The sequence below is a fragment of the Bradyrhizobium lupini genome (assembly GCF_040939785.1).
GTDB lineage: Bacteria > Pseudomonadota > Alphaproteobacteria > Rhizobiales > Xanthobacteraceae > Bradyrhizobium > Bradyrhizobium canariense_D.
In genome coordinates this window covers 3,660,606-3,680,121 of the sequence record NZ_CP162553.1, presented here as the reverse complement: position 1 = coordinate 3,680,121, position 19,516 = coordinate 3,660,606, and the positions used below count along the sequence as shown (strand labels likewise).

Below are 19,516 nucleotides of genomic sequence, written 5' to 3'. Positions count from 1 at the left end.
TGATCATGCTCTCAAAGTGCCGCCGGTCTTCTTCGTCACCTCCGCCACGATTTTCGCGGCGACGGCCTCGATCTCCTGGTCGGTCAGGGTCTTTTCGCGCGGCTGAATCGTCACCGCGATCGCGATCGACTTCTTGCCGTCGTCGATGCCCTTACCTTCGTAGACGTCGAACACGTTCACAGCGGTGATCAGCTTCTTGTCGACGCTCTGAGCCGCGCGCACGATGTCGCCGCCCTTCACGGTGCGGTCGACGATGAAGGCGAAGTCACGCGACACAGGCTGGAATGCCGACAGCTCGATCACGGGCTTGGCACGGGTCGGCTTTTTCTTCGCCTCGGGGATGCGGTCGAGGATCACCTCGAACACCATCAGCGGGCCGCCGGCACCGAGCGCCTCGAGCGCGCGCGGATTCATCTCGCCGAAATAGCCGAGCACGTTTTGCGGCCCGATCTGGATCGTACCGGAGCGCCCGGGATGCAGCCAGGACGGGCCGCCCGCGACGATCTGAAGGGCCTGCATTGGTGCGCCGGCGGCGGCGAGTACCGCGAGCGCATCGGCCTTGGCATCGAACACGTCAGCCTGCGCCGAACCCGACCAGTGTCGTCCCAGACCTTGCGACGACGCAAAGCCGCGGCGGAGGCCGCTTGCCGCCATGAACTGATCCTGCGGGCGATCGCCCTTGAACACCTGCCCTACCTCGAATAGCGCGACATCGCTCAAGCCGCGATCGGCATTGGCCTGCGCCGCCGCGATCAGGCCGGCCAACAGGGTCGGGCGCATGTCGGACAAATCCGACGCGATCGGGTTGGCGACCTCGAGTTCGCGCTGGCCGCCGCCGAACAGCTCTGCGGCTGACTTGGTGATGAAGGACCAGGTCACCGCTTCGATGATGCCGCGGCTCGCCAGCGCGCGCCTGGCGCGGCGGGTGCGGAGCTGGAGCGGGGTCAGCACGGATTTGCGTGCGTCCTCGCCGCGCTCGAACGGCGTCATCGGCACCTTGTCGACGCCGTAGATGCGGACGACTTCCTCGACGATGTCGGCCTTGCCGTGCACGTCGGTCCGCCATGACGGCACCGCGACCTTCACGACGGGCCCCGGGCCCGCCATCATGAAGCCGAGATGAGTCAGGATGCGCTTGATCTCCGGCATCGGTACCTCGATGCCCGAGAGGCGCTTGACCTCGGTCACCGGAAAATCGATCACGCGGTCGTCGCCGAAGCTCTTGCCGACCACGACGTTCTCGGACGGCGTGCCGCCGCACATCTCCAGCACGAGTTTTGTCGCGAGCTCCAGCCCCGGCACCATGAAAGCCGGATCGACACCGCGCTCGAAGCGGTAGCGCGCGTCCGAATTGATGCCGAGCTTGCGGCCGGTCTGGGCGATGTTGATCTCGTTCCAAAGCGCCGATTCGATCAGCACGTCGGTGGTAGTCTCGTCGCAGCCCGAGGCCTCGCCGCCCATGATGCCGGCGAGCGATTCGACGCCGTGCTCGTCCGCGATGACGCAAATCGCGGGATCGAGATTGTAGCTGCGGCCGTCAAGCGCGAGCAGCGTCTCGCCGTCGCGGGCGCGGCGCACCACGAGATTGCCCTTCACTTTCTTCGCGTCGAACACGTGCAATGGCCGTGCGCGGTCGTAGGTCATGAAGTTGGTGATGTCGACCAGCGCGTTGATCGGGCGCAGCCCGATGGCGGTCAGTCGCTTCTGCAGCCATTCCGGCGACGGCCCGTTCTTCACGCCACGCACGAGCCGCAGCGCGAAGCCTGGGCACAGCGCCGCGTCCTCGACCGTGACCTTCACCGGGCAGGGGAATTCGCCCTTGATCGGCTTGATTGTGGGGTCCTTGAACTTGCCCATGTCGGCGGCGGCAAGCTCGCGCGCGATGCCGTGCACGCCGGTGCAGTCCTGCCGGTTCGGCGTCAGGTTGATCTCGACTACGGGATCGCCGAGGCCGGCCCATGCGGCGTAGGCAGCGCCGATCGGCGCATCCGCGGGCAATTCCATGATGCCGTCATGGTCGTTGGAAATCTGCAACTCAGCCGCCGAGCACAGCATGCCGCGGCTCTCGACGCCGCGGATGGTGCCGACACCGAGCGTGATGTCCTTGCCGGGAATATAGGTGCCGGGCGGGGAGAACACGCTGACGAGACCCGCACGCGCATTCGGCGCGCCGCACACCACCTGCACGGGTGCGCCGCCATCACCGGTGTCGACCATGCAGACGCGCAGCCGATCCGCATTCGGATGCTGCTCGGCGGATATCACCTTCGCGATGGTGAAAGGCTTCAGCGCCTTCGCCTTGTCCTCGATGTTCTCGACCTCGAGCCCGATCATGGTGAGCTTCTCGGCGAGCTTGTCCAAGGGCTCGTCGGTATCGAGATGTTCCTTCAGCCAGGAGAGAGTGAATTTCACGAGCTCAGCCCTCCCGCGAGGGTCGGTACTTCGAGCGGCTTGAAGCCGTAATGGGACAGCCAGCGGACGTCGCTGTCGAACAGCTGGCGCAAATCGGCGATGCCGTATTTCAGCATGGCGATGCGGTCGATGCCCATGCCCCAGGCAAAGCCCTGGTACTCGTCGGGATCGATGCCGCAGGCGCGCAGCACGTTCGGATGCACCATGCCGCAGCCGAGAATCTCGAGCCAGTCCTCGCCCTCGCCGAAGCGGATCTCGCCCTTGTCGCGGCGGCACTGGATGTCGACTTCCAGCGACGGCTCCGTGAACGGGAAGAACGAGGGCCGAAAGCGCATGTTGATGTGGTCCACCTCGAAGAACGCCTTGCAGAACTCGTGCAGGATCCATTTGAGATGGCCGAGATGGGAGTGCTTGTCGATGACGAGGCCTTCGACCTGGTGGAATTGCGGCGTGTGGGTCGCGTCCGAATCGATGCGATAGGTGCGGCCCGGGCAGATCACGCGGATCGGCGGCTTCTGGCTCAGCATGGTGCGCACCTGCACCGGCGAGGTGTGGGTGCGCAACAGCATGCGGGAGCCGTCCTCCTTCGGGTGGAAGAAGAACGTGTCGTGCATCTCGCGCGCGGGATGGCCTTCCGGAAAATTCAGCTTGGTGAAGTTGTAGTCGTCGGTTTCGATATCGGGGCCTTCGGCAACCGAGAATCCCATGTCGGCGAAGATCGTGGTCAGCTCGTCCCAGACCTGGCTCAGCGGATGGATGCGGCCGGCCTCGGCGGGCGCATCGCGCAGCGGCAGGGTGACGTCGATGGTTTCCGACGCAAGCCGCGCGTCGAGCGCCGCCGATTTCAAGACGTCGCGCCGCGCGGCGAGCGCCTCGGTGACCTTGTCCTTGGCCTGGTTGATCGCGGCGCCTTGCGTCTTGCGCTCGTCCGGGGACATTTTTCCGAGCGTGGCAAGCAGCGCCGAGATCGAACCCTTCTTGCCGAGGGCTGCGACGCGCACCGCTTCGAGGGCGGCCTCGTCGCCGGCGGCGGCGATCTGGTCGAGGATGGATGTTTCGAGCATTGCGAGGTCGGACACGGTCAAATCCCTGCTGCCAAATTCGGCTGGGTTGTCGCCGCCCGAAGGCCGTAACGTCAAGCGAAAAGCCGGTCATTCGGGCTGACGAGCGGCTGGGTTGAACCTCGCGCGGGAGGCTGGCACCAAGGAGGATACGAGGAGACTTTCGCGATGCTCTCAAGATCCGGTCTGGCTGCTCTCGCCGTCGTTCTCTTGGTCGCGAGCACCCCGGCGCGCGCCATGGTCTGCATGGAGAAGTCCATGACGCTGGACGAGGTCGTCGACACCATCGGTGCCCAGAAGGGCTGCGAAAGCGCGATGAAGGTGTTTCAGGATTGCCAATTGACCGCGAGCGGCGATGTCCAGCTCGGCGCCGCCGTCGAGAAGAAATGCGAGGCGGACTTCGTGCCCGGCCTCAACACGGTGCGGAAACAGGCTTACCAACGCGAGATGCGCGTGTGCGACCGGAAGTACCGGAATAAATCCGGCACCATGTATCTGTCGTTCACGGCATTCTGCCGGGCGGAGGTCGCCCAGCGCTACTCGCAACGCGCGCTGAAGGCCGGCGGAGCCGGCCGCTAGCTCAGGCCGCCAGAGCGGCCTTGGCCTTCTCGGCGATCGCCTGGAACGACGCGGGCTCGTTGATCGCGAGATCCGACAGCACCTTGCGGTCCACGGTGATCCCGGACTTGGCCATGCCATCGATAAAGCGGCTGTAGGTCAGGCCGAACGGACGCACGGCGGCGTTGATGCGCTGGATCCAGAGCGCGCGGAACGTCCGCTTCTTGCGCTTGCGATCACGGAAGGCATAGACGAGAGCCTTCTCGACCGCCGGCTTGGCGGTGCGGATCGTGTTCTTGCGGCGGCCGCGGAAACCCTTGGCGGCCTTGTAGACTTTCTTGTGCTTGGCGTGGGCGGTCACACCGCGTTTGACGCGAGCCATGACAAAAATCCTTCGAAAGATGACTTGATGTTCGGATCGCCGCGAAAGCCGCGGCGCGGGTGGCAATGATCGTGGACGCGATCAGGCGTTCGGCAAGAAGTACTTCTTGACGTTGTCGCCGTCGGTCTTGAACAGCACGGCGGTGCCGCGCAGCTGCCGGATCTGCTTCTTCGTCCGCTTGATCATGCCGTGACGCTTGCTGCGATGAGCGAACATCACTTTGCCGGTGGCAGTCACCTTGAAGCGCTTTTTAGCGCCCGATTTGGTCTTCAGCTTGGGCATTTGGCTCTCCTAATGGCCATAGAAATCCGCCCGCAAAGGCGGCTGGCCGTCAAAATGCTCGTTAGAGCGTTGATTGTGCTCAGGTTTTACGAACAAGCGCGAAACCCGCACGGACACCGCCACGGCAGCCCTTAATCAGCCGGGCAATGAAGGCTGGGCTTATGACAGAGGACGGGCGAATTGGCAACGATGAACCGGTGGAACCTAGCCGGCGACTATCCGGAATTGCTAACCTCATGTCCGAGCCGTGTGACCCGGAGCAGGACCAGAATGCCCCCTTTTTCCCAAACGCTGTCGTCCTTGACTGATGTCGCTCGTCCGCGCTGCCTGGCGCTGTTGGCCGTGCTCGCCATGGCCGCGTTTCCGTCGAGTGCCAATGCGCGCATCCGCGGCTATGACGGCGTCTGGAACGTCACCTTCGCCACCACCCGCGGCAATTGCAGCTCGGGCTACAGCGTCCCCTTCACCGTCACCGGCAGCCGGGTGTCGTCCGCCGGCGGCGGTCGGGTCTCCGGCAAGGTCAATCGCAGCGGTACCGTCGCGGTCCAGGTCTCGGTCGGGGCCTCCCATGCCAGCGGCGGCGGCCGCCTCGCTGGCGTGAACGGCGCCGGTTCGTGGAGGGGTATCATCTCCGGCGATCAGTGCAGCGGCACCTGGCATGCGACGAGGACGTAATTATCGCCTCCAGAGGACGGTGCGCTCTCTCTTGCGCAAGCGGGAGAGGCAAAAAAACAAAACGGCCCGCCGGAGATCCGGACGGGCCGTTGAATTCTTCAGCCTAAAGAACCAGCGTCAGCGCGGCGCCAGCACCATGACGACCTGACGGCCCTCGAACCGCGCGTCCTGCTCCACCTTGGCGAGCTCGGCGACGTCGGTCTTGATCTTGTCGAGCAGCTTGGTGCCGATCTCCTGGTGCGCCATTTCGCGGCCACGATAGCGCAGGGTGATCTTGACCTTGTCGCCTTCTTCGAAGAACCGCTGCATGGCGCGCATCTTCACTTCGTAATCGTGGTCGTCGATCATCGGGCGGAGCTTGATCTCCTTGATCTCGACGATCTTCTGCCGCTTGCGGGCTTCGGCGGCTTTTTTCTGCGCGGAATACTTATACTTCCCGTAGTCCATGATCTTGCAGACGGGAGGGCTGACGTTCGGCGAGATCTCGACCAAATCCATGCCGGCTTCCTGGGCCAAGCGGATAGCCGCGACGGTCTCGATGGTGCCCTTGTTGTCACCGGTCTGATCGATCAGCTGGATCTGCGCATTGCGAATATCGTCATTGATGCGCGGCCCGTCTTTGGCGGCAGTGGGCGGGGCTTTATTTGGACGGCGAATGGGTGGTTCTCCAAAGTTATGAAAAGAGGCGGCTATTTTGCAGGAAGATACGGTTGCCGGCAAGCAATCGCTCGTGCGGCGGTCGAAAAAGCCTCAAATGCGAGGCATTTTGGCCACGGCGGGGCACGCAGAGGGACATAGACACCTTGCTTCTGTTCCGCAAGCGTCCCAAAGGGCCAATGACGACGTCCGGCTGCGCTGCGGAGCACGTCCGGACAGCTCAAACCGCACAGCCAGAGTAAACGTTCCATGAATCACCCAATTCCCGATGCCGTGCTCGACTTCATCGATGTGGGCGAAGGCCCGTCCGCACGCCGGATCGCGGTGCGCCGCCGCGCGGCCCAAGAATCAAGTCAAGGACCTGGGCTGGTCTGGCTCGGCGGTTTCAAGTCGGACATGCAGGGCAGCAAGGCCGTGGCGCTGGACGAATGGGCCCGGGATCACGGCCGCGCCGTGGTCCGGTTCGATTATTCCGGCCACGGCGAATCCGGTGGCGATTTCGTCGACGGAACCATCGGGCGCTGGCTCGAGGAAAGCGTCGCGGTATTCGAGCGGTTCTGCGACGGCCCGCAAATCCTGATCGGCTCGTCCATGGGCGGCTGGATGGCGCTGCTGCTCGCGCGCGAGATCAAAAAGCGGCAAAAGAAACTGCAAGCCAAAGCCTCGCTGGCGGGCCTGGTGCTGATCGCGCCGGCGCCCGATTTCACCGAGGAGCTGATGTGGAAGAATTTTCCGGCCGCGGTGAAGAAAGAAATCGAGACCAAAGGCGTCTGGCTGAGACCGTCGAACTATGGCGACGGCTTGCCCTATCCGATCACGCGGAATCTAATCGAGGAGGGACGCAACCACCTCCTGCTCGGCAGCGCCATCGATCTCGGCTGTCCCGTCCGCATCCTGCAAGGTGCGCAGGATCCTGACGTGCCCTGGCAGCACGCGTTCGCCCTGACCCATCGCCTGCCGGCCGACGACGTCGTGCTGACCATGATCCAGGACGGCGATCACCGCCTCTCGCGCCCGCAGGACATCGCCCGCATTCTTGCCGCCGTGGCCGAGATCGGGTGAAATCGTCACCCAGCACTCGGTGTCATCGCCCGACTTGATCGGGCGATGCAGTATTCCAGAGGCGCTCGTGCTCAAGCCGAGAAGCCGCGGCGTACTGGATGCCCCGGTCGGGGCATGACTGAGAATGGGAGGGGAGAATCGCCGATGACCACCACCGCCATGCTGCGCGCCTTCTGCGACGCCGTCGAACAACGCAACGGAAAAGCCTTTGCGGATCTCTTCACCGAGGACGGCGTCTATCACGACGTGTTCTATGGCGCCTTCGCCGGCCGCGAGAAGATCGCCGCGATGATCGACGACTGGTTCTATCGCACGGCGACCGACTTTCGCTGGGACATGCACGACCCGGTGTCGAACGGCACCACGCTCTATGCGCGCTACACGTTCAGCTATCGCTCGATCTTGCCGGAGGCTGATGGCGCGCGGGCGATGTTCGAGGGCGTGGCGATCATGACGCTCCGGGACGGAAGGATCGTCAGCTATCACGAGGTCGCCAACACCGCGCCGGCGTTTGTCGATTTGAAGTTTGCGCCGGAACGGATTGCGAAGATCGTCGCCAGACAGGGCGCGGAGCTCAGGGCGCGGCCGGAGATGAAGCGACATTTGGGTTAGCCGTCGTTCTTGCGCACCTACCGCTTCGACGGATTTACCATCGGCTTGCGCTGCGCCAGCGCCGCGACAGTGGCGGTGCCGATCGGGCCCTGCTCGTCATAGAGCCAGCATTCGCCGATCGCCACACCGTCGGTGGCCTGGTGGTTCACCACCTCGAAGCCGATCCAGTTCGTCACCGGCAGGCGGTGCAGATAGATCGTGACGTCGCTGTTGATGTAGCCGAGCCCCTTGTCGCCGGCGTTCGCGAACGGACTGGCGAAGTCCGCGCCGGTGGCGACATGGACGAACGGCGTCATCGGCACGCCCGCGACCAGCTCGCGCACCTCGCTCATCCAGAGCTTTCGTGGCCCGAGCGAGCCCATGTGACCGACGATCGGTCGCGTGGTCCATTTGCCGTTCATGCCGAGCCTGGGATCGGTCGGCTTGGGAATGTCGGCCGGCTTCGGCACGTCCCAGTTCGGCGGCGACCAGACATTGCCGTCGGGATTCTGCGTTCGCCGTAACAGCTGGCACGAGGCGCGCGCCATGCCGATGCCGCCGGAAAAGAACTCTGCTTCCACGACGCGGATGCGCATCCCGTCGCGCACCAGCCGTGTCGTCACCTCGATCGGCTTGTCGATGGTGGGCAGCCGAAACATATCGACGGTCAGCCGCGCCGGCACGAATTCAGGACCGGAATGGCGCTCCTCGATGGCGAAGCCGAGCAGGCCGACGATGACGCGTCCGTGCAGCGATGTCGGATCCCACGGCCCATTGGCGACTTCCGTCGGGTGGAATGTGTCGCCGTCGCGGGTGAAGAAAGGCATGTTTGTCATGACGCGCGAGCTTGGAGGAACGTGCGGGGAAATCAAGATGCTCAATCCTCGTGGTGAGGAGGCGCGAAGCGCTCTTACCACAACAACGGTGTCATCGTCCGGCTTGACCGGGCGATCCAGTACTCCGCGGCGCTCGTGATTGAATCGATAGGCCGCGGCGTACTGGATGCCCCGGTCAAGCCGGGGCATGACACCGAGGATTAGGAAGCGAGCTCCCACTCCTCGCGCACGCCGTCATCACGCTCGCGCGCTATGGCGGTTGCTCTCATCGTTTCGAACTCATCCCGCGGCACCAACTGCCCCAGCGCCCATACCGCAGCCCCGCGTACCAGCGCGCTCTCATCCTCCAGCAATCGCCGCGCCTCGTCCGCCAGTGCCGCATCACCGGAGTTGCCGATCGCGATCAGCACGTTGCGCAAAAAGCGGTCGCGGCCGATGCGTTTCACCGGCGATTTGGTGAACAGCGCGCGAAACGCAGCGTCGTCGAGCCGTGCGAGCTCGGCAAGACCTGGCGCGCGCAAAGCGTCACGTGCGGCGAGCTTGGCCTCACGGCCCTCCTGCGCGAACTTGTTCCAGGGACAGGCGGCGAGGCAATCGTCGCAACCATAGATGCGGTTGCCGATGCTTTTACGAAATTCGCGCGGGATCGGGCCCTTGTTCTCGATGGTGAGATACGAGATGCAGCGCCGCGCATCGAGCCTGTAGGGCGCGGGAAAGGCCGCGGTCGGGCAGATGTCGAGGCACGCCCGGCACGAGCCGCAATGATCGATCTCGGCGTCGTCGCGCGGCAGTTCCAGCGTGGTGTAGATCGCGCCGAGAAACAGCCACGAGCCGAATTCGCGCGAGACCAGATTGGTGTGCTTGCCCTGCCAGCCCAGATGCGCGGCTTGCGCCAGCGGTTTCTCCATCACGGCCGCAGTGTCGACGAATACTTTCACTTCGCAAGGCTTCACCTCACAAGTTGCGGTCGCGACCAGCCATCGCGCCAGTGCCTTCAGGCGCTTCTTGATGAGGTCGTGATAGTCGTCGCCCTGCGCATAGACCGAGATCGCCGCGCGCGTGCGCTGTTGCAGGATCGCGAGCGGATCCTGGTCGGGGCCGTAATTGACGCCGAGCATGATGACGCTGCGCACGTCCTGCCACAGCCCGCGGGGATCGACCCGGCGCTCCGGCTGCGCGGCGAGCCAGTCCATGTCGCCATGGCCGCCGGATGCGATGAATTCGAGAAAATGTTTTCCGGCGCTTTCGATCGTGCCGGGCGCCGTAATGCCGATGCAGTCGAAGCCGAGCGCACGTGCTTCGTTTGCCAGCGCCGTCTTCAGTTCGGTCGGATCGGAGTTCAGAAGTCCAGGTCCACGTAGGTCCGCGACGCCGGCACGCCCGCCAGCCATTCGCTCAACAGCGGACGGAACGACGGGCGGGATTTCACCCGCGCGTACCACGCCTTTGCCGCGTCGTCCTCGCTCCATGGCACGTCGCCCAGATAGTCGATCGCCGAGAGGTGCGCCGCGGCGGCGAGATCCGCGTAGGTGAGCCGGTCGCCGGCGAGGAAATTACGCGTCTGCGCCAGCCAGCCGATATAGGCCAGATGATAGCGCACGTTTGCCTTGGCGGCACGCATCACGTCGGCCGAGGGCGGGCCGCCGCCGTTGTCCTCGCTCATGAAGCGCTTGTAGATGCGCTCGGTGACGAGCGGGTGGGAGACTTCCTCGAAAAACTTTTCGTTGAACCAGGCCATCAGCCGGCGGACCTCGACGCGTTCGCCGATCGTGTCCGGCATCAGGCGCTTCAGTCCCATCTCGGAGCCATAGGCCTCGTCGACATATTCGGCGACGATCGCCGCGCCCGGGATCGGCGGCTGCTCGTCGTCCACCAGGACGGGCGTCGTGCCCGCCGCATTGAGCAGCAGAAATGCTTCGCGCCGCTCCCAGCTGCGCTCTTCGATCAGCTTCAGCTCAAGCCCGTATTCTCCCGCGATCAGGCGGATGAACCGCGAATGCGGACAGAACGGATGATGAAACAGCGTAAACATGAAGCCTTTGACTATGTGATGGTGCTTAAGAATCCATCAATGTTTTGTGCGGCGCCACACTAGTCATTCAAAACCGCGAAGCAAGGGCGCGACGCCGCATTTTGCGATTGCAGCAAGGGAGCGGATGGGCGAGAAGAGCCCCGCTTTTCCAGCCGAAATGGACCGTAAATATGTCAGATGCAATACGGGCAGTGATCCTCGGCATCATCGAGGGTGTGACCGAGTTCCTTCCCGTGTCCTCGACCGGCCATTTGCTGCTTGCCGAGCGCTTTTTCCATCTCGGCGAAGGCGCGTTCTGGGATTCGTTTACGGTCCTGATCCAGCTCGGCGCGATCCTCGCGATCGTCGTGTTGTACTTCAAGAAATTGTGGGACGTCGCGATCGGCATGTTCACGGGTGACGTCTATGCACGTCGCTTCGTGATCGGCGTGCTGGTGGCGTTCCTGCCCGCCGTCATCGTCGGTCTCGTCGCCGGCAAGTACATCAAGAGCATGCTGTTCAATCCGTGGGTGGTGTGCTTCTCGCTGATCGTCGGCGGCGCCATCCTGCTCTGGGTCGACAAGCTCGATCTCAAGGCGCGCGAGCATGACGCCACCCGGTTTCCGCTGCTGATGTATCTCTATATCGGCATCGCGCAGTGCATCGCGATGATCCCGGGTGTGTCGCGCTCCGGTGCCAGCATCGTCGCGGCGATGTTCCTCGGGGCCGACAAGCGCGCGGCGGCGGAGTTCTCGTTCTTCCTCGCCATCCCCACCATGATCGGCGCGTTCGCCTACGATTTCTACAAGAACCGCTCCGAGATGACGATGGACCACATGGGCATCGTCGCGATCGGCTTCGTGGTGTCGTTCGTCACCGCGATCATCGTGGTGAAGACGTTCCTGGAATACGTCACCCGCCACGGCTTCGTGGTGTTCGCCTGGTGGCGCGTGATCGTCGGCACCCTCGGCCTGATCGCGCTGGCACTGGGGCGGTAACCCCGAACTTCAAACAATTGACTGCGGGGATGGTTACGCGCTCTTGCGCTGGAATTGCCCGGCGGCGCGGAAACGCCAGAGATATTGCGGGGCGATCGCTTCAAGCGAGTCGGGCGCGATGCCGAGGCCTTCCAGCGTTAGCCCAGCGGCCTTCGCCGCGTCCGACACGACATTGTCGCGCGCGAGCAGCGTGACCTGGTCCGGCGTCAGCTTCAGCGCGCCCGGCGCGAATTGCAGGAAGTTGGCCTTGAAGCGGGCGAGGCCAAACGGCAGCGGCATCAGCATCGGCTTGCGATCGGCAATCGCGAGAATGGCCTCGATGATCTCGCGCATGGTCAGGACTTCCGGGCCGCCGAGCTCGTAGGTCGCGCCCGCCTTGGCCTTGCCGTCGACGGCATCCGCGACCGCGGTGGCGACGTCGCCGACATAGACCGGCTGCATCTTCGTGTCGCCGCCGATCAGCGGCAGCACCGGCGACATCCGCGCCAGCGCCGCGAAGCGGTTGGTGAATTGGTCCTCGGGGCCGAACATCACGGAGGGGCGGAAGATCGTCGCCGACGGCACCGCGGCCAGGACCGCGGCTTCTCCGGCCGCCTTGGCCCTGGCATAGCGCGAGGGCGATTCCGCGTCGGCGCCGATCGCCGAGACATGGATCAGCTGTGCCCCGGCGGCCGCGGCCGCCTTGGCGACGGTCTCGGCGCCCTTGGCCTGGACGGCGTCAAAACTCTGCGCGCCACCCTCGGCCAGGATGCCGACCAGATTCATCACGACCTGCGAATCACGCAGCGCCGCCTCGATTGAGGCCGGATAGCGCACGTTCGCCTGCACGGTGTGGACCTGCCCGACCTTGCCGGAGGGCTGGAGGTAGCCGGCCAGCTCCGGCCGCCGCACCGCGACCCGGACCCGGTAGTCGCGCCGGCACAGTGCACGGACCACATTCCGGCCCAAAAACCCCGATCCGCCGAAAACCGTGACGAGCGTGTCCAGATTCGATGCCATGGGATCCATTCCTGGGGTCCATATCCTGCGGGAAGAGTGCGTCTCGTCAGGTTTGTATCGGGCCGGTTTGCGATGCGCAATCCGCATCCCGAAGCGGGGTTCAAGCATGAATTGACAACCGCGTCACCGAACCGTAGTAACCGCCTCCGTGCCTAACCGGCATGCCCAGGTGGTGGAATTGGTAGACGCGCTGGCTTCAGGTGCCAGTGGCTTAACGGCCGTGAAGGTTCGAGTCCTTTCCTGGGCACCATCTCCTACTCAAGCGATTGAAATCGCTTTTGCAGGGAATTTGAGTTGCTGACCGGTACTCAAAACCGAGGCACGGCGCTCATGGCGTACCGAATGGCCTACATCGCTCGTCGGGTCGGCTCGGATCGCAGGCGATCTGGAGGCGGCTGGCTTCAGTCGCTCAGGCAAGCGCTACGCGCCGACAGCCGTTGCCCGGATACCAGGTGAGCTATGAACGACGTCCACCGCGCTCGCGGCCGAAGCCGTCATCGCTATGTGGGAAAAGGTCGGCAAAGCTGATGACCCCAAGCGCCTAAGAGGTTTCAGTGCTCGTTGACCGCAGCGCCGAGCTTGATCAGGCTCAGCGAGCGGTTCGCGGTCTCGCGCAGGCGGCAGTAGCTCGCGCTGCCCCGGTACATGCCGGGATCGACCTTGTCGAAGACCGCGCAGAAGCCATCACGCGACGCGGCGAAAGTTTTCTGCGAGTCATTGATCGCCTTGATCGCGTCGGCGAACCCGCCGGCCTGAACCTTCTTTAGTGCCTCATTGGTTTTCTGCGTCCAAATGGCGAGTTCGCGCGCCGCGCAGGCTTTCCATTTGGCGACATCGTCATTCGCGCCCTCTGCCGCTTTGATGCAGGGGTCGGCGACGAGCCCAACGCACGCGCCGCCGAAACCGCCGGTTTTCTCCGCGGTCTTCAGGCAGCCATCGATCACCGCAAGTTCGGCTGGCGCGATGCCTTGGGCGAAAGCCATCGATGCGAGCGGGAGGCTTGCGGCGAGCATCGCGGCGGCAAGTTTGAGCTTCATTGGAGATCTCCGTTCGGCGCATCGAAAATATGGAACAGAACACCGCTGCGAGCGCATGAAGCTCAGCGAGACGGTAGACCGGCGGGTGTGGCGGAAGGGCCGGACGGCGAGTGCGAAGGGAAAACGAGGGGGTATGCGGCTTCGGCTACGCCTTTCCAATCAATGCCTTTGATGTGCCTTGACCTGACTTACGGGATTTTCGACCAATAGGTGATACATGCAACTTTGGTCATCGAAGGCCCAGCGTTGGTTCACCTGAATGTGGAACAGGAGCTACGCTGACGAATAATGACGGCGGGACCGCTTAAGGCACGCACTGGCGATCTCCACGCTGCGCGGTCGCGGTCTCGCGGGCCTCCATTTGGACAACTGAAGGTGACGATCGAGTCCTTTCCTCGGCACCACACCCAACCCAAGTCGTTGAATCGCTCCCGCCGGTGACACCACCTCCGCCCCCGAAGCCGGTGACTGCGCCGCCGCCGCTGCCGAAACCGGTAGCTGAAGCGATTTCGGGCATTTTCCAGCAATGCGATTAATAACAGCTCGGGGATGAGACGATGCAGGTCCGCTTTGAAGATTTCCAAGTGTAAACAGCTGCTTGGGAGGGCTCGGAAGCCCGCCGTTGAGCGGAATTTCATTCCGCCAATCCCCCCTCGGTTGCATCGTCCGAATTTACCCCGCTTTAGACAAACTAGCTCTAAGTCAGCGGGCAGGCTCGCATCCGGCCGTCGGCGAGCGCGGAGCCATCGGGCTCGCATTGTCGTGGGGGAAGCGGTGGATCAGCATCAGGTCTGGCACGAGCCGGCATTCGACAAGGCTGCGAACGCGATCAGCCCGTTTCTCCTGAGATCGGGAATTTATCTGTTCCTGATCTCGTTCATCTGCCTGTTCTACGTCTTGAACGCGCCGCTTCTGCTCGGCCATTACGATCTGGGCTGGCATCTGGCGGCCGGAGATATCATCCGGGAACGCAACGCCATCCCGCTCCGCGACCCCTGGTCGTTCACCCACGGCGACAAGCCATGGCTCAACCTGTCCTGGCTCTGGGACGCGCTTGCCAGTGCGACGTTTCAATACGCAGGCTTCGGCGGCCTCGTCCTGCTGACGGTGGCCTGCGGCGCAGCGATCGTCGGCATCCTGACCGCGATCTCTCTCGGCTACGGCGCGTCGGCGATCGCGGTCTGCGTCTCGGTCTTCTTGGCCTGCCTGCTCTATCCCGCTTACGAAGCTTCGCCGAACATGTATCTCGCGGTCTCGCCGAATGCATGCACGATGTTGTTCTGCGTCGTCTTCTATCGCGAATGCCTGCGACGAACGCGATGGTTCGTGCTTCCCGTGTTGATGGTGCTCTGGGCCAATCTGCACGGCGGTTTTCTGCTCGGCTTTTTCGTGATCGGCGTCTTCTGCGGCGGCGCCGTGCTCAGAGCGGCCTGGGCCGACCTCAGGATTCTTGCTCTCGCGGGGATCGGGTGCCTTGCCGCGACCTTCGTCAATCCGCTTGGCTGGAATATCTATGCCGGTGCCGCCGCGACTATGGGGCACTTCGTCCAGGGCAATATCGGCGAATGGCTGTCCTACTATCACAACATGGAAATGCCGGGCAGCATTCCCGGCATCCTGTACATGTTGGCCTTCGTCGCGCTCGAGCTTCGCTACAGAAACTCCAGACCGATCCCGCTCGAGCCGAGATTGATGTCCTGGCTGTTCCTGATTCTGGGGCTGTATCAGTTCAGGTACATCGCTTTTTTCTTCATCTTCTCGACCGCGCCGATGGCGCTTCACCTCAGCCGCTTGCTGCCTGAGCGTCTCACCGGTCGGGACGTCAGGGGAGCGTTGCTGGCCGCCGGCATCGTCGGTCTCGGCACCCTGCCGATGGCCTATTTGAACGTTGCGCCGGCGCTCGCACTTCCGCCGATGCTGTCGAGCGAAGATGCCGGCTATCTGCAAAAGCATCTCGCAGGTCGGCGGGTCCTGAACAATTGGAACGTCGGTGGCTACCTGATCTTCGCGACGCACGGCACCGTCCCCCCATTCGTCGATGGTCGCGCCGCGACCGCCTATCCGGACGATTTGCTGCGCGACTATTTCAAGCTGGTGGGCTGGGAGATCGACGAAGCCGCGTGGGACATGGTGCTCGACAAATACCGGATCGACGCCGTGCTGTGGGTCAAGGCGCACGAACAGCTGCGGCGATTTCTGGTGGAGCGGCGAGGCTGGCGCGAGCAATACACCGGCGCTTACGAGACCGTTTACGTCAGGCCGCAATCCGGTTTGGCCGGCGAAGCCAAAAGACAATGACGACTGGCGCCGCGGCTCTGTATGACCAGCCGCGCCTGATGCTTGCGCCGGCGGCTGCCAGCGGATACATCGCGGCCGGCCCTCGCCAGCATCTGTCCCGGGGATTAGCCTGCAAAGCGCACCGATTCGATTGAGGTTTGAAACGCCATGACCGTACGCCTGCACCGCGGCGACCTGCCCGATCTGTCCCGCTATACCGGAGCGGTGGCGATCGACACCGAGACCATGGGCCTGAACCCGCATCGCGACCGGCTCTGCGTGGTGCAGCTCTCGCCCGGCGACGGCAGCGCGGACGTGGTGCAGATCCCCAAAGGTCATACCGACGCGCCGAACTTGAAGGCGCTTTTGGCCAATCCCGCGAACACGAAAATCTTCCATTTTGCGCGGTTCGACGTCGCGGTGCTGTACCAGACGTTTGGTGTCATGACCGGGCCGATCTACTGCACCAAGATCGCCTCCCGCCTGATCCGCACCTATACCGACCGCCATGGCCTCAAGGACCTCGTGCGCGAGGTACTCAATGTCGACCTCTCCAAGCAGCAGCAATCGAGCGATTGGGGTTCCGACAGCCTGACCGAGCCGCAGCTCGCCTACGCCGCCTCCGATGTGCTGCATCTGCACGGCTTGCGCGAGCGGCTCGATGCCATGCTGGCGCGGGAAGGCCGCACGGCGCTGGCCAAAGCCTGTTTCGACTTCCTGCCGACCCGCGCTTTGCTCGATCTCCAGGGCTGGGCCGAAGAGGACATTTTCGCGCATTCCTAGAGTTTAGCGTGGCGGCAAGCTGGGCGGTCGCCCCGTTTCAGACACTTTCGTAACGGCCTGTCGCGGGCTGCATATTTTGGCGTTGCCGGCTACAATGGGGCGCCCGCCAGCCGGACAAGGCGAACGACACCTCAGGAGCCCAGGTGAATTCGGCCCACAATGTCACCTACGACGCCGCGCTCGCGGCGAAGTTCGCCAGCGCGGCGCGCCACAGCCGCCTAGTGCGGATTCTGCGCATCGCGGTGCCGACGACAGTGGCCGCGACCATGGGTCTGCTCGTCCTCATCTCGACCATTTTCAACCCGTTCCAGATCCCCGTGAAGCTCGACTCCGGAAATCTCGTGGTCACTGGCACGAAGATCACGATGGAATCGCCGCACATGTCCGGCTTCACGCCGGACCAGCGGCCCTACGAGCTCTGGGCCAAGACCGCGACCCAGGACATCACCGATCCCGATCATGTCGATCTCCATGATTTGCGCGCGAAGGTGCTGATGGAAGACCAATCGACCCTGTTCCTCGATGCCCGCACTGGACGGTTCGACAACAAGCAGCAGCAGCTCGACCTGCACAAGGACATCTTCCTGCGCACCTCGACCGGCTACGAGGCGCGGCTGAACTCGGCCTTCGTCGACATGGGCAAGGGCACGGTCTCCTCGGACGAGCATGTCGACGTCAAGCTGACCAACGGAACGCTGACGGCCGATCGGCTGCGGATCACGGAAGGCGGCGACGTCATCCGCTTCGAAGGCAATGTGGTGATGCATCTCGACAAGCTGGACGATCCTGCCGCCGCTCAGCCCGCGCCGACTGAACCCGCGCCGGCTGCGAAGACACGTACGCCCCAGAACAAGTCCGCCAATTCAAAGTGATTTTCATGATCAGGTTTTTTCCGCGCAACGACGGCAAGCGGCGCGTCATCCCGGGTGCGGCCGCGCTCGCCGTCGGCATCGCACTGGTCGCAACGGGTGCGGCGATCGCGCAGAGCACGATGCAAGGCGTGCCCAACGCGATGCAGGGCTTCTCGCAGAACCGCGATCAGCCGATCCAGATCGAGGCCGCCTCGCTCGAGATGCGCGACAAGAAGAAGGAAGCGACGTTTTCCGGCAATGTGAAGGTCATTCAGGGCGACACCACCATGACCTCGAAGACGCTGGTGGTGTTTTACGATTCGGGCGGCGACAAGCCGGCCGCGCCACAGCCTGCGGCAAAGGCGACCAAGGGGGCGCCGATGCAGTCGGCGACGCCGGGACCGGGCGGCAACTCCTCGATCAAGCGACTGGAGGCGCGCGGCAATGTCGTCGTCACCCAGAAGGACCAGGTGGTCACGGGCGAGACCGCCGTGTTCGACACCCGCACCAACCTCATCACCATGCTCGGGGGCGTCGTCTTGACGCAGTGCAAGAACGTGCTGCGCGGCGACCGGCTGGCGGTCGACATGACCACGGGCGTGTCGCGTGTGGAATCCGATAGCGGCCGGGTGCAGGCGCTGCTGCCGCAGGGCGGCGGCAATGATTGCGGATCCGGAGGCGCGGGCAAGCCCGGCGCGGGACCTCTGCAATTGCCTGGCGCAACTAAACCCAAATAAGTCAGCGTAGACCCAAGCCCGTCAAAGTAAATTTGAAGAATGATTTCAGACGCTTGGGTCGATCATCGCCGATCCGAGGTTGAAGCTTGCGCGCCGAGACTGTATCTAGCGCGAAGGGCTTTCGAAGCGGGCTTCGCCGCTTTTCGGGCGTGTTTCACTGGGCATGAGACATCCCTTCATTCATGCTGCGTCGGCGAATCCTGAAGCCGGCGCGGCAGATCGCGCGAAGACCGCGCAGGATCGTCGCGAAAGGCTAGAAGGCGGGGATGGTCGATCTCTTCAGCATGTTCCGTCGGCGCCCCGCCAAACGCGGCCGGCCAGGATTTGCGCGCCAGGACATCACCGCGCTCGCTGACAGCGTCGGCGGCCTCGTGGCCAGCCCTGTCAGGGACGCGCCGCCGATCGCCCGTAACCAGCCGATGCACGCACCCGATCAGTTCCAAGGGGACTATCAAGCCGAGCAGCCCCGGGCCCAGGCGGTTCATCCCGTGAGGGCTGCCGGCAGGCCCAACGGTTCCGGCGGGCCTCAGCTCTTGAAGCGGCCGGGCTTCCTGGCTGTGCATAGCGTGGAAAAGAGTTTTGGCAGCCGCCAGGTCGTGCGCGGCGTCAGCATCTATGTGCGCCGTGGCGAAGCGGTCGGCCTGCTCGGCCCCAACGGCGCCGGCAAGACCACCGTGTTCTACATGATCACCGGCCTGATCAAGGCCGATCGCGGCGCGATCGAGCTCGACGGCCACGACGTCACCAAGCTGCCGATGTATCAGCGCGCGCGGCTCGGGATCGGCTATCTGCCGCAGGAGGCCTCGATCTTCCGCGGTCTCACCGTCGAGCAGAACATCCGCGCCGTGCTCGAAGTGGTCGAGCCGTCGCGCAAGAAGCGCGAGCAGCAGCTCGACTCGCTGCTCGACGAATTCAACATCACGCGCCTAAGGAAATCGCCGTCGATTGCGTTGTCCGGCGGTGAGCGGCGCCGCGTCGAGATCGCGCGTGCGCTGGCGACGCGTCCGAACTACATGCTGCTCGACGAGCCCTTTGCCGGCATCGATCCGATCGCGGTCGGCGACATCCAGGACCTCGTTCGCCATCTCACCAACCGCGGCATCGGCGTGCTGATCACCGACCACAATGTGCGCGAGACGCTCGGCCTCACCGATCGCGCCTACATCGTCTATGCCGGTGAGATCCTGACCGAGGGGAGCCCGGATGAGATCGTCGCCGATCCGGACGTGCGCCGCCTTTACCTTGGCGAGGAATTCCGCCTCTAGCCCGTTTTTCCAATTCGTCAAGACGTGTACATCGGGCTTGGA

The 19,516-nt window shown here is 63.7% G+C and carries 20 protein-coding genes and 1 tRNA gene; 11 read left to right on the top strand and 10 right to left on the bottom strand.

From position 1 onward, the window contains the following. Window positions 1–3: 3 nt before the first annotated feature. Together pheT and pheS are read right to left on the bottom strand one after the other, a co-directional pair. Complete coding sequence (gene pheT / locus AB3L03_RS17305) at window positions 4–2,412, bottom strand: phenylalanine--tRNA ligase subunit beta (protein WP_204512938.1); 2,409 nt, start codon at window positions 2,410–2,412, stop codon at window positions 4–6. Next, entirely contained in the window at window positions 2,409–3,491 is a 1,083-nt protein-coding gene (pheS, locus tag AB3L03_RS17300) for a phenylalanine--tRNA ligase subunit alpha (RefSeq protein WP_027514765.1), read from the bottom strand. The genes pheT and pheS overlap by 4 nt, the downstream gene beginning before the upstream one ends. Window positions 3,492–3,641: 150 nt before the next feature. Between pheS and AB3L03_RS17295 the strand changes: the two genes are divergently transcribed. Beyond that, window positions 3,642–4,052: a hypothetical protein gene (locus AB3L03_RS17295; RefSeq protein ID WP_368508955.1), complete on the top strand. Its 411-nt coding sequence runs from the start codon at window positions 3,642–3,644 to the stop codon at window positions 4,050–4,052. Between the two features lies 1 nt (window position 4,053). Here AB3L03_RS17295 and rplT read toward each other — a convergent pair whose 3' ends face one another. Together rplT and rpmI are read right to left on the bottom strand one after the other, a co-directional pair. Next, window positions 4,054–4,413, bottom strand: coding sequence for a 50S ribosomal protein L20 (rplT, locus tag AB3L03_RS17290; protein WP_007598538.1), 360 nt, complete (start codon window positions 4,411–4,413; stop codon window positions 4,054–4,056). Window positions 4,414–4,494: 81 nt separating this feature from the next. Continuing rightward, complete coding sequence (gene rpmI, locus AB3L03_RS17285) at window positions 4,495–4,695, bottom strand: 50S ribosomal protein L35 (RefSeq protein ID WP_007598540.1); 201 nt, start codon at window positions 4,693–4,695, stop codon at window positions 4,495–4,497. A gap of 270 nt (window positions 4,696–4,965) precedes the next feature. On the opposite strand from rpmI, the gene AB3L03_RS17280 reads away from it, so the two are divergent. Continuing rightward, window positions 4,966–5,370 carry a hypothetical protein gene (locus tag AB3L03_RS17280; RefSeq protein WP_368508954.1) on the top strand — a complete coding sequence of 135 codons (405 nt, stop codon included), beginning with the start codon at window positions 4,966–4,968 and terminating at the stop codon, window positions 5,368–5,370. Window positions 5,371–5,487: 117 nt separating this feature from the next. On the opposite strand, the gene infC is transcribed toward AB3L03_RS17280, so the two are convergent. Continuing rightward, window positions 5,488–6,027, bottom strand: a complete 540-nt coding sequence (gene infC / locus AB3L03_RS17275; RefSeq protein WP_085349942.1) for a translation initiation factor IF-3 — start codon at window positions 6,025–6,027, stop codon at window positions 5,488–5,490. A gap of 249 nt (window positions 6,028–6,276) precedes the next feature. Between infC and AB3L03_RS17270 the strand changes: the two genes are divergently transcribed. Together AB3L03_RS17270 and AB3L03_RS17265 are read left to right on the top strand one after the other, a co-directional pair. Further along, on the top strand, window positions 6,277–7,089 hold the full coding sequence (locus AB3L03_RS17270; RefSeq protein ID WP_247474994.1) for a carboxylesterase: 813 nt from the start codon (window positions 6,277–6,279) through the stop codon (window positions 7,087–7,089). A gap of 144 nt (window positions 7,090–7,233) precedes the next feature. Next, on the top strand, window positions 7,234–7,701 hold the full coding sequence (locus tag AB3L03_RS17265; protein ID WP_368508953.1) for a nuclear transport factor 2 family protein: 468 nt from the start codon (window positions 7,234–7,236) through the stop codon (window positions 7,699–7,701). Window positions 7,702–7,718: 17 nt separating this feature from the next. On the opposite strand, the gene AB3L03_RS17260 is transcribed toward AB3L03_RS17265, so the two are convergent. The 3 genes from AB3L03_RS17260 to AB3L03_RS17250 form a co-directional block, all read right to left on the bottom strand. Then, window positions 7,719–8,516 (bottom strand): acyl-CoA thioesterase domain-containing protein, encoded by a 798-nt coding sequence (locus AB3L03_RS17260; RefSeq protein ID WP_368508952.1) that lies wholly within the window; start codon window positions 8,514–8,516, stop codon window positions 7,719–7,721. Between the two features lie 200 nt (window positions 8,517–8,716). Next, a complete protein-coding gene (queG, locus tag AB3L03_RS17255) occupies window positions 8,717–9,907 on the bottom strand; it encodes a tRNA epoxyqueuosine(34) reductase QueG (protein WP_085349917.1) in 1,191 nt (396 codons plus the stop codon). Beyond that, the gene (locus AB3L03_RS17250; RefSeq protein WP_018455735.1) at window positions 9,856–10,548 is read right to left on the bottom strand and encodes a glutathione S-transferase family protein; all 693 of its coding nucleotides are present in this window, start codon (window positions 10,546–10,548) and stop codon (window positions 9,856–9,858) included. The genes queG and AB3L03_RS17250 overlap by 52 nt, the downstream gene beginning before the upstream one ends. 170 nt (window positions 10,549–10,718) lie before the next feature. On the opposite strand from AB3L03_RS17250, the gene AB3L03_RS17245 reads away from it, so the two are divergent. Further along, entirely contained in the window at window positions 10,719–11,525 is an 807-nt protein-coding gene (locus tag AB3L03_RS17245; protein WP_368508951.1) for an undecaprenyl-diphosphate phosphatase, read from the top strand. A gap of 33 nt (window positions 11,526–11,558) precedes the next feature. On the opposite strand, the gene AB3L03_RS17240 is transcribed toward AB3L03_RS17245, so the two are convergent. Then, entirely contained in the window at window positions 11,559–12,524 is a 966-nt protein-coding gene (locus tag AB3L03_RS17240; protein WP_368508950.1) for a complex I NDUFA9 subunit family protein, read from the bottom strand. Between the two features lie 163 nt (window positions 12,525–12,687). Here AB3L03_RS17240 and AB3L03_RS17235 point away from each other — a divergent pair. Next, window positions 12,688–12,774, top strand: a tRNA-Leu gene (locus AB3L03_RS17235). Between the two features lie 301 nt (window positions 12,775–13,075). On the opposite strand, the gene AB3L03_RS17230 is transcribed toward AB3L03_RS17235, so the two are convergent. Then, a complete protein-coding gene (locus tag AB3L03_RS17230; protein WP_368508949.1) occupies window positions 13,076–13,537 on the bottom strand; it encodes a lysozyme inhibitor LprI family protein in 462 nt (153 codons plus the stop codon). Between the two features lie 798 nt (window positions 13,538–14,335). Here AB3L03_RS17230 and AB3L03_RS17225 point away from each other — a divergent pair. The 5 genes from AB3L03_RS17225 to lptB all read left to right on the top strand — a co-directional run bounded on the left by AB3L03_RS17225 (window position 14,336) and on the right by lptB (window position 19,474). Beyond that, window positions 14,336–15,859 carry a hypothetical protein gene (locus tag AB3L03_RS17225; protein WP_368508948.1) on the top strand — a complete coding sequence of 508 codons (1,524 nt, stop codon included), beginning with the start codon at window positions 14,336–14,338 and terminating at the stop codon, window positions 15,857–15,859. A 147-nt stretch (window positions 15,860–16,006) separates the two neighbouring features. Beyond that, a complete protein-coding gene (locus AB3L03_RS17220; RefSeq protein WP_007598566.1) occupies window positions 16,007–16,621 on the top strand; it encodes a ribonuclease D in 615 nt (204 codons plus the stop codon). Between the two features lie 143 nt (window positions 16,622–16,764). After that, complete coding sequence (lptC, locus tag AB3L03_RS17215) at window positions 16,765–17,493, top strand: LPS export ABC transporter periplasmic protein LptC (RefSeq protein WP_368508947.1); 729 nt, start codon at window positions 16,765–16,767, stop codon at window positions 17,491–17,493. A 5-nt stretch (window positions 17,494–17,498) separates the two neighbouring features. Then, entirely contained in the window at window positions 17,499–18,209 is a 711-nt protein-coding gene (locus AB3L03_RS17210; protein WP_026233014.1) for an LptA/OstA family protein, read from the top strand. 266 nt (window positions 18,210–18,475) lie between these two features. Further along, window positions 18,476–19,474 carry an LPS export ABC transporter ATP-binding protein gene (gene lptB, locus AB3L03_RS17205; protein ID WP_018455742.1) on the top strand — a complete coding sequence of 333 codons (999 nt, stop codon included), beginning with the start codon at window positions 18,476–18,478 and terminating at the stop codon, window positions 19,472–19,474. Window positions 19,475–19,516: the final 42 nt, after the last annotated feature.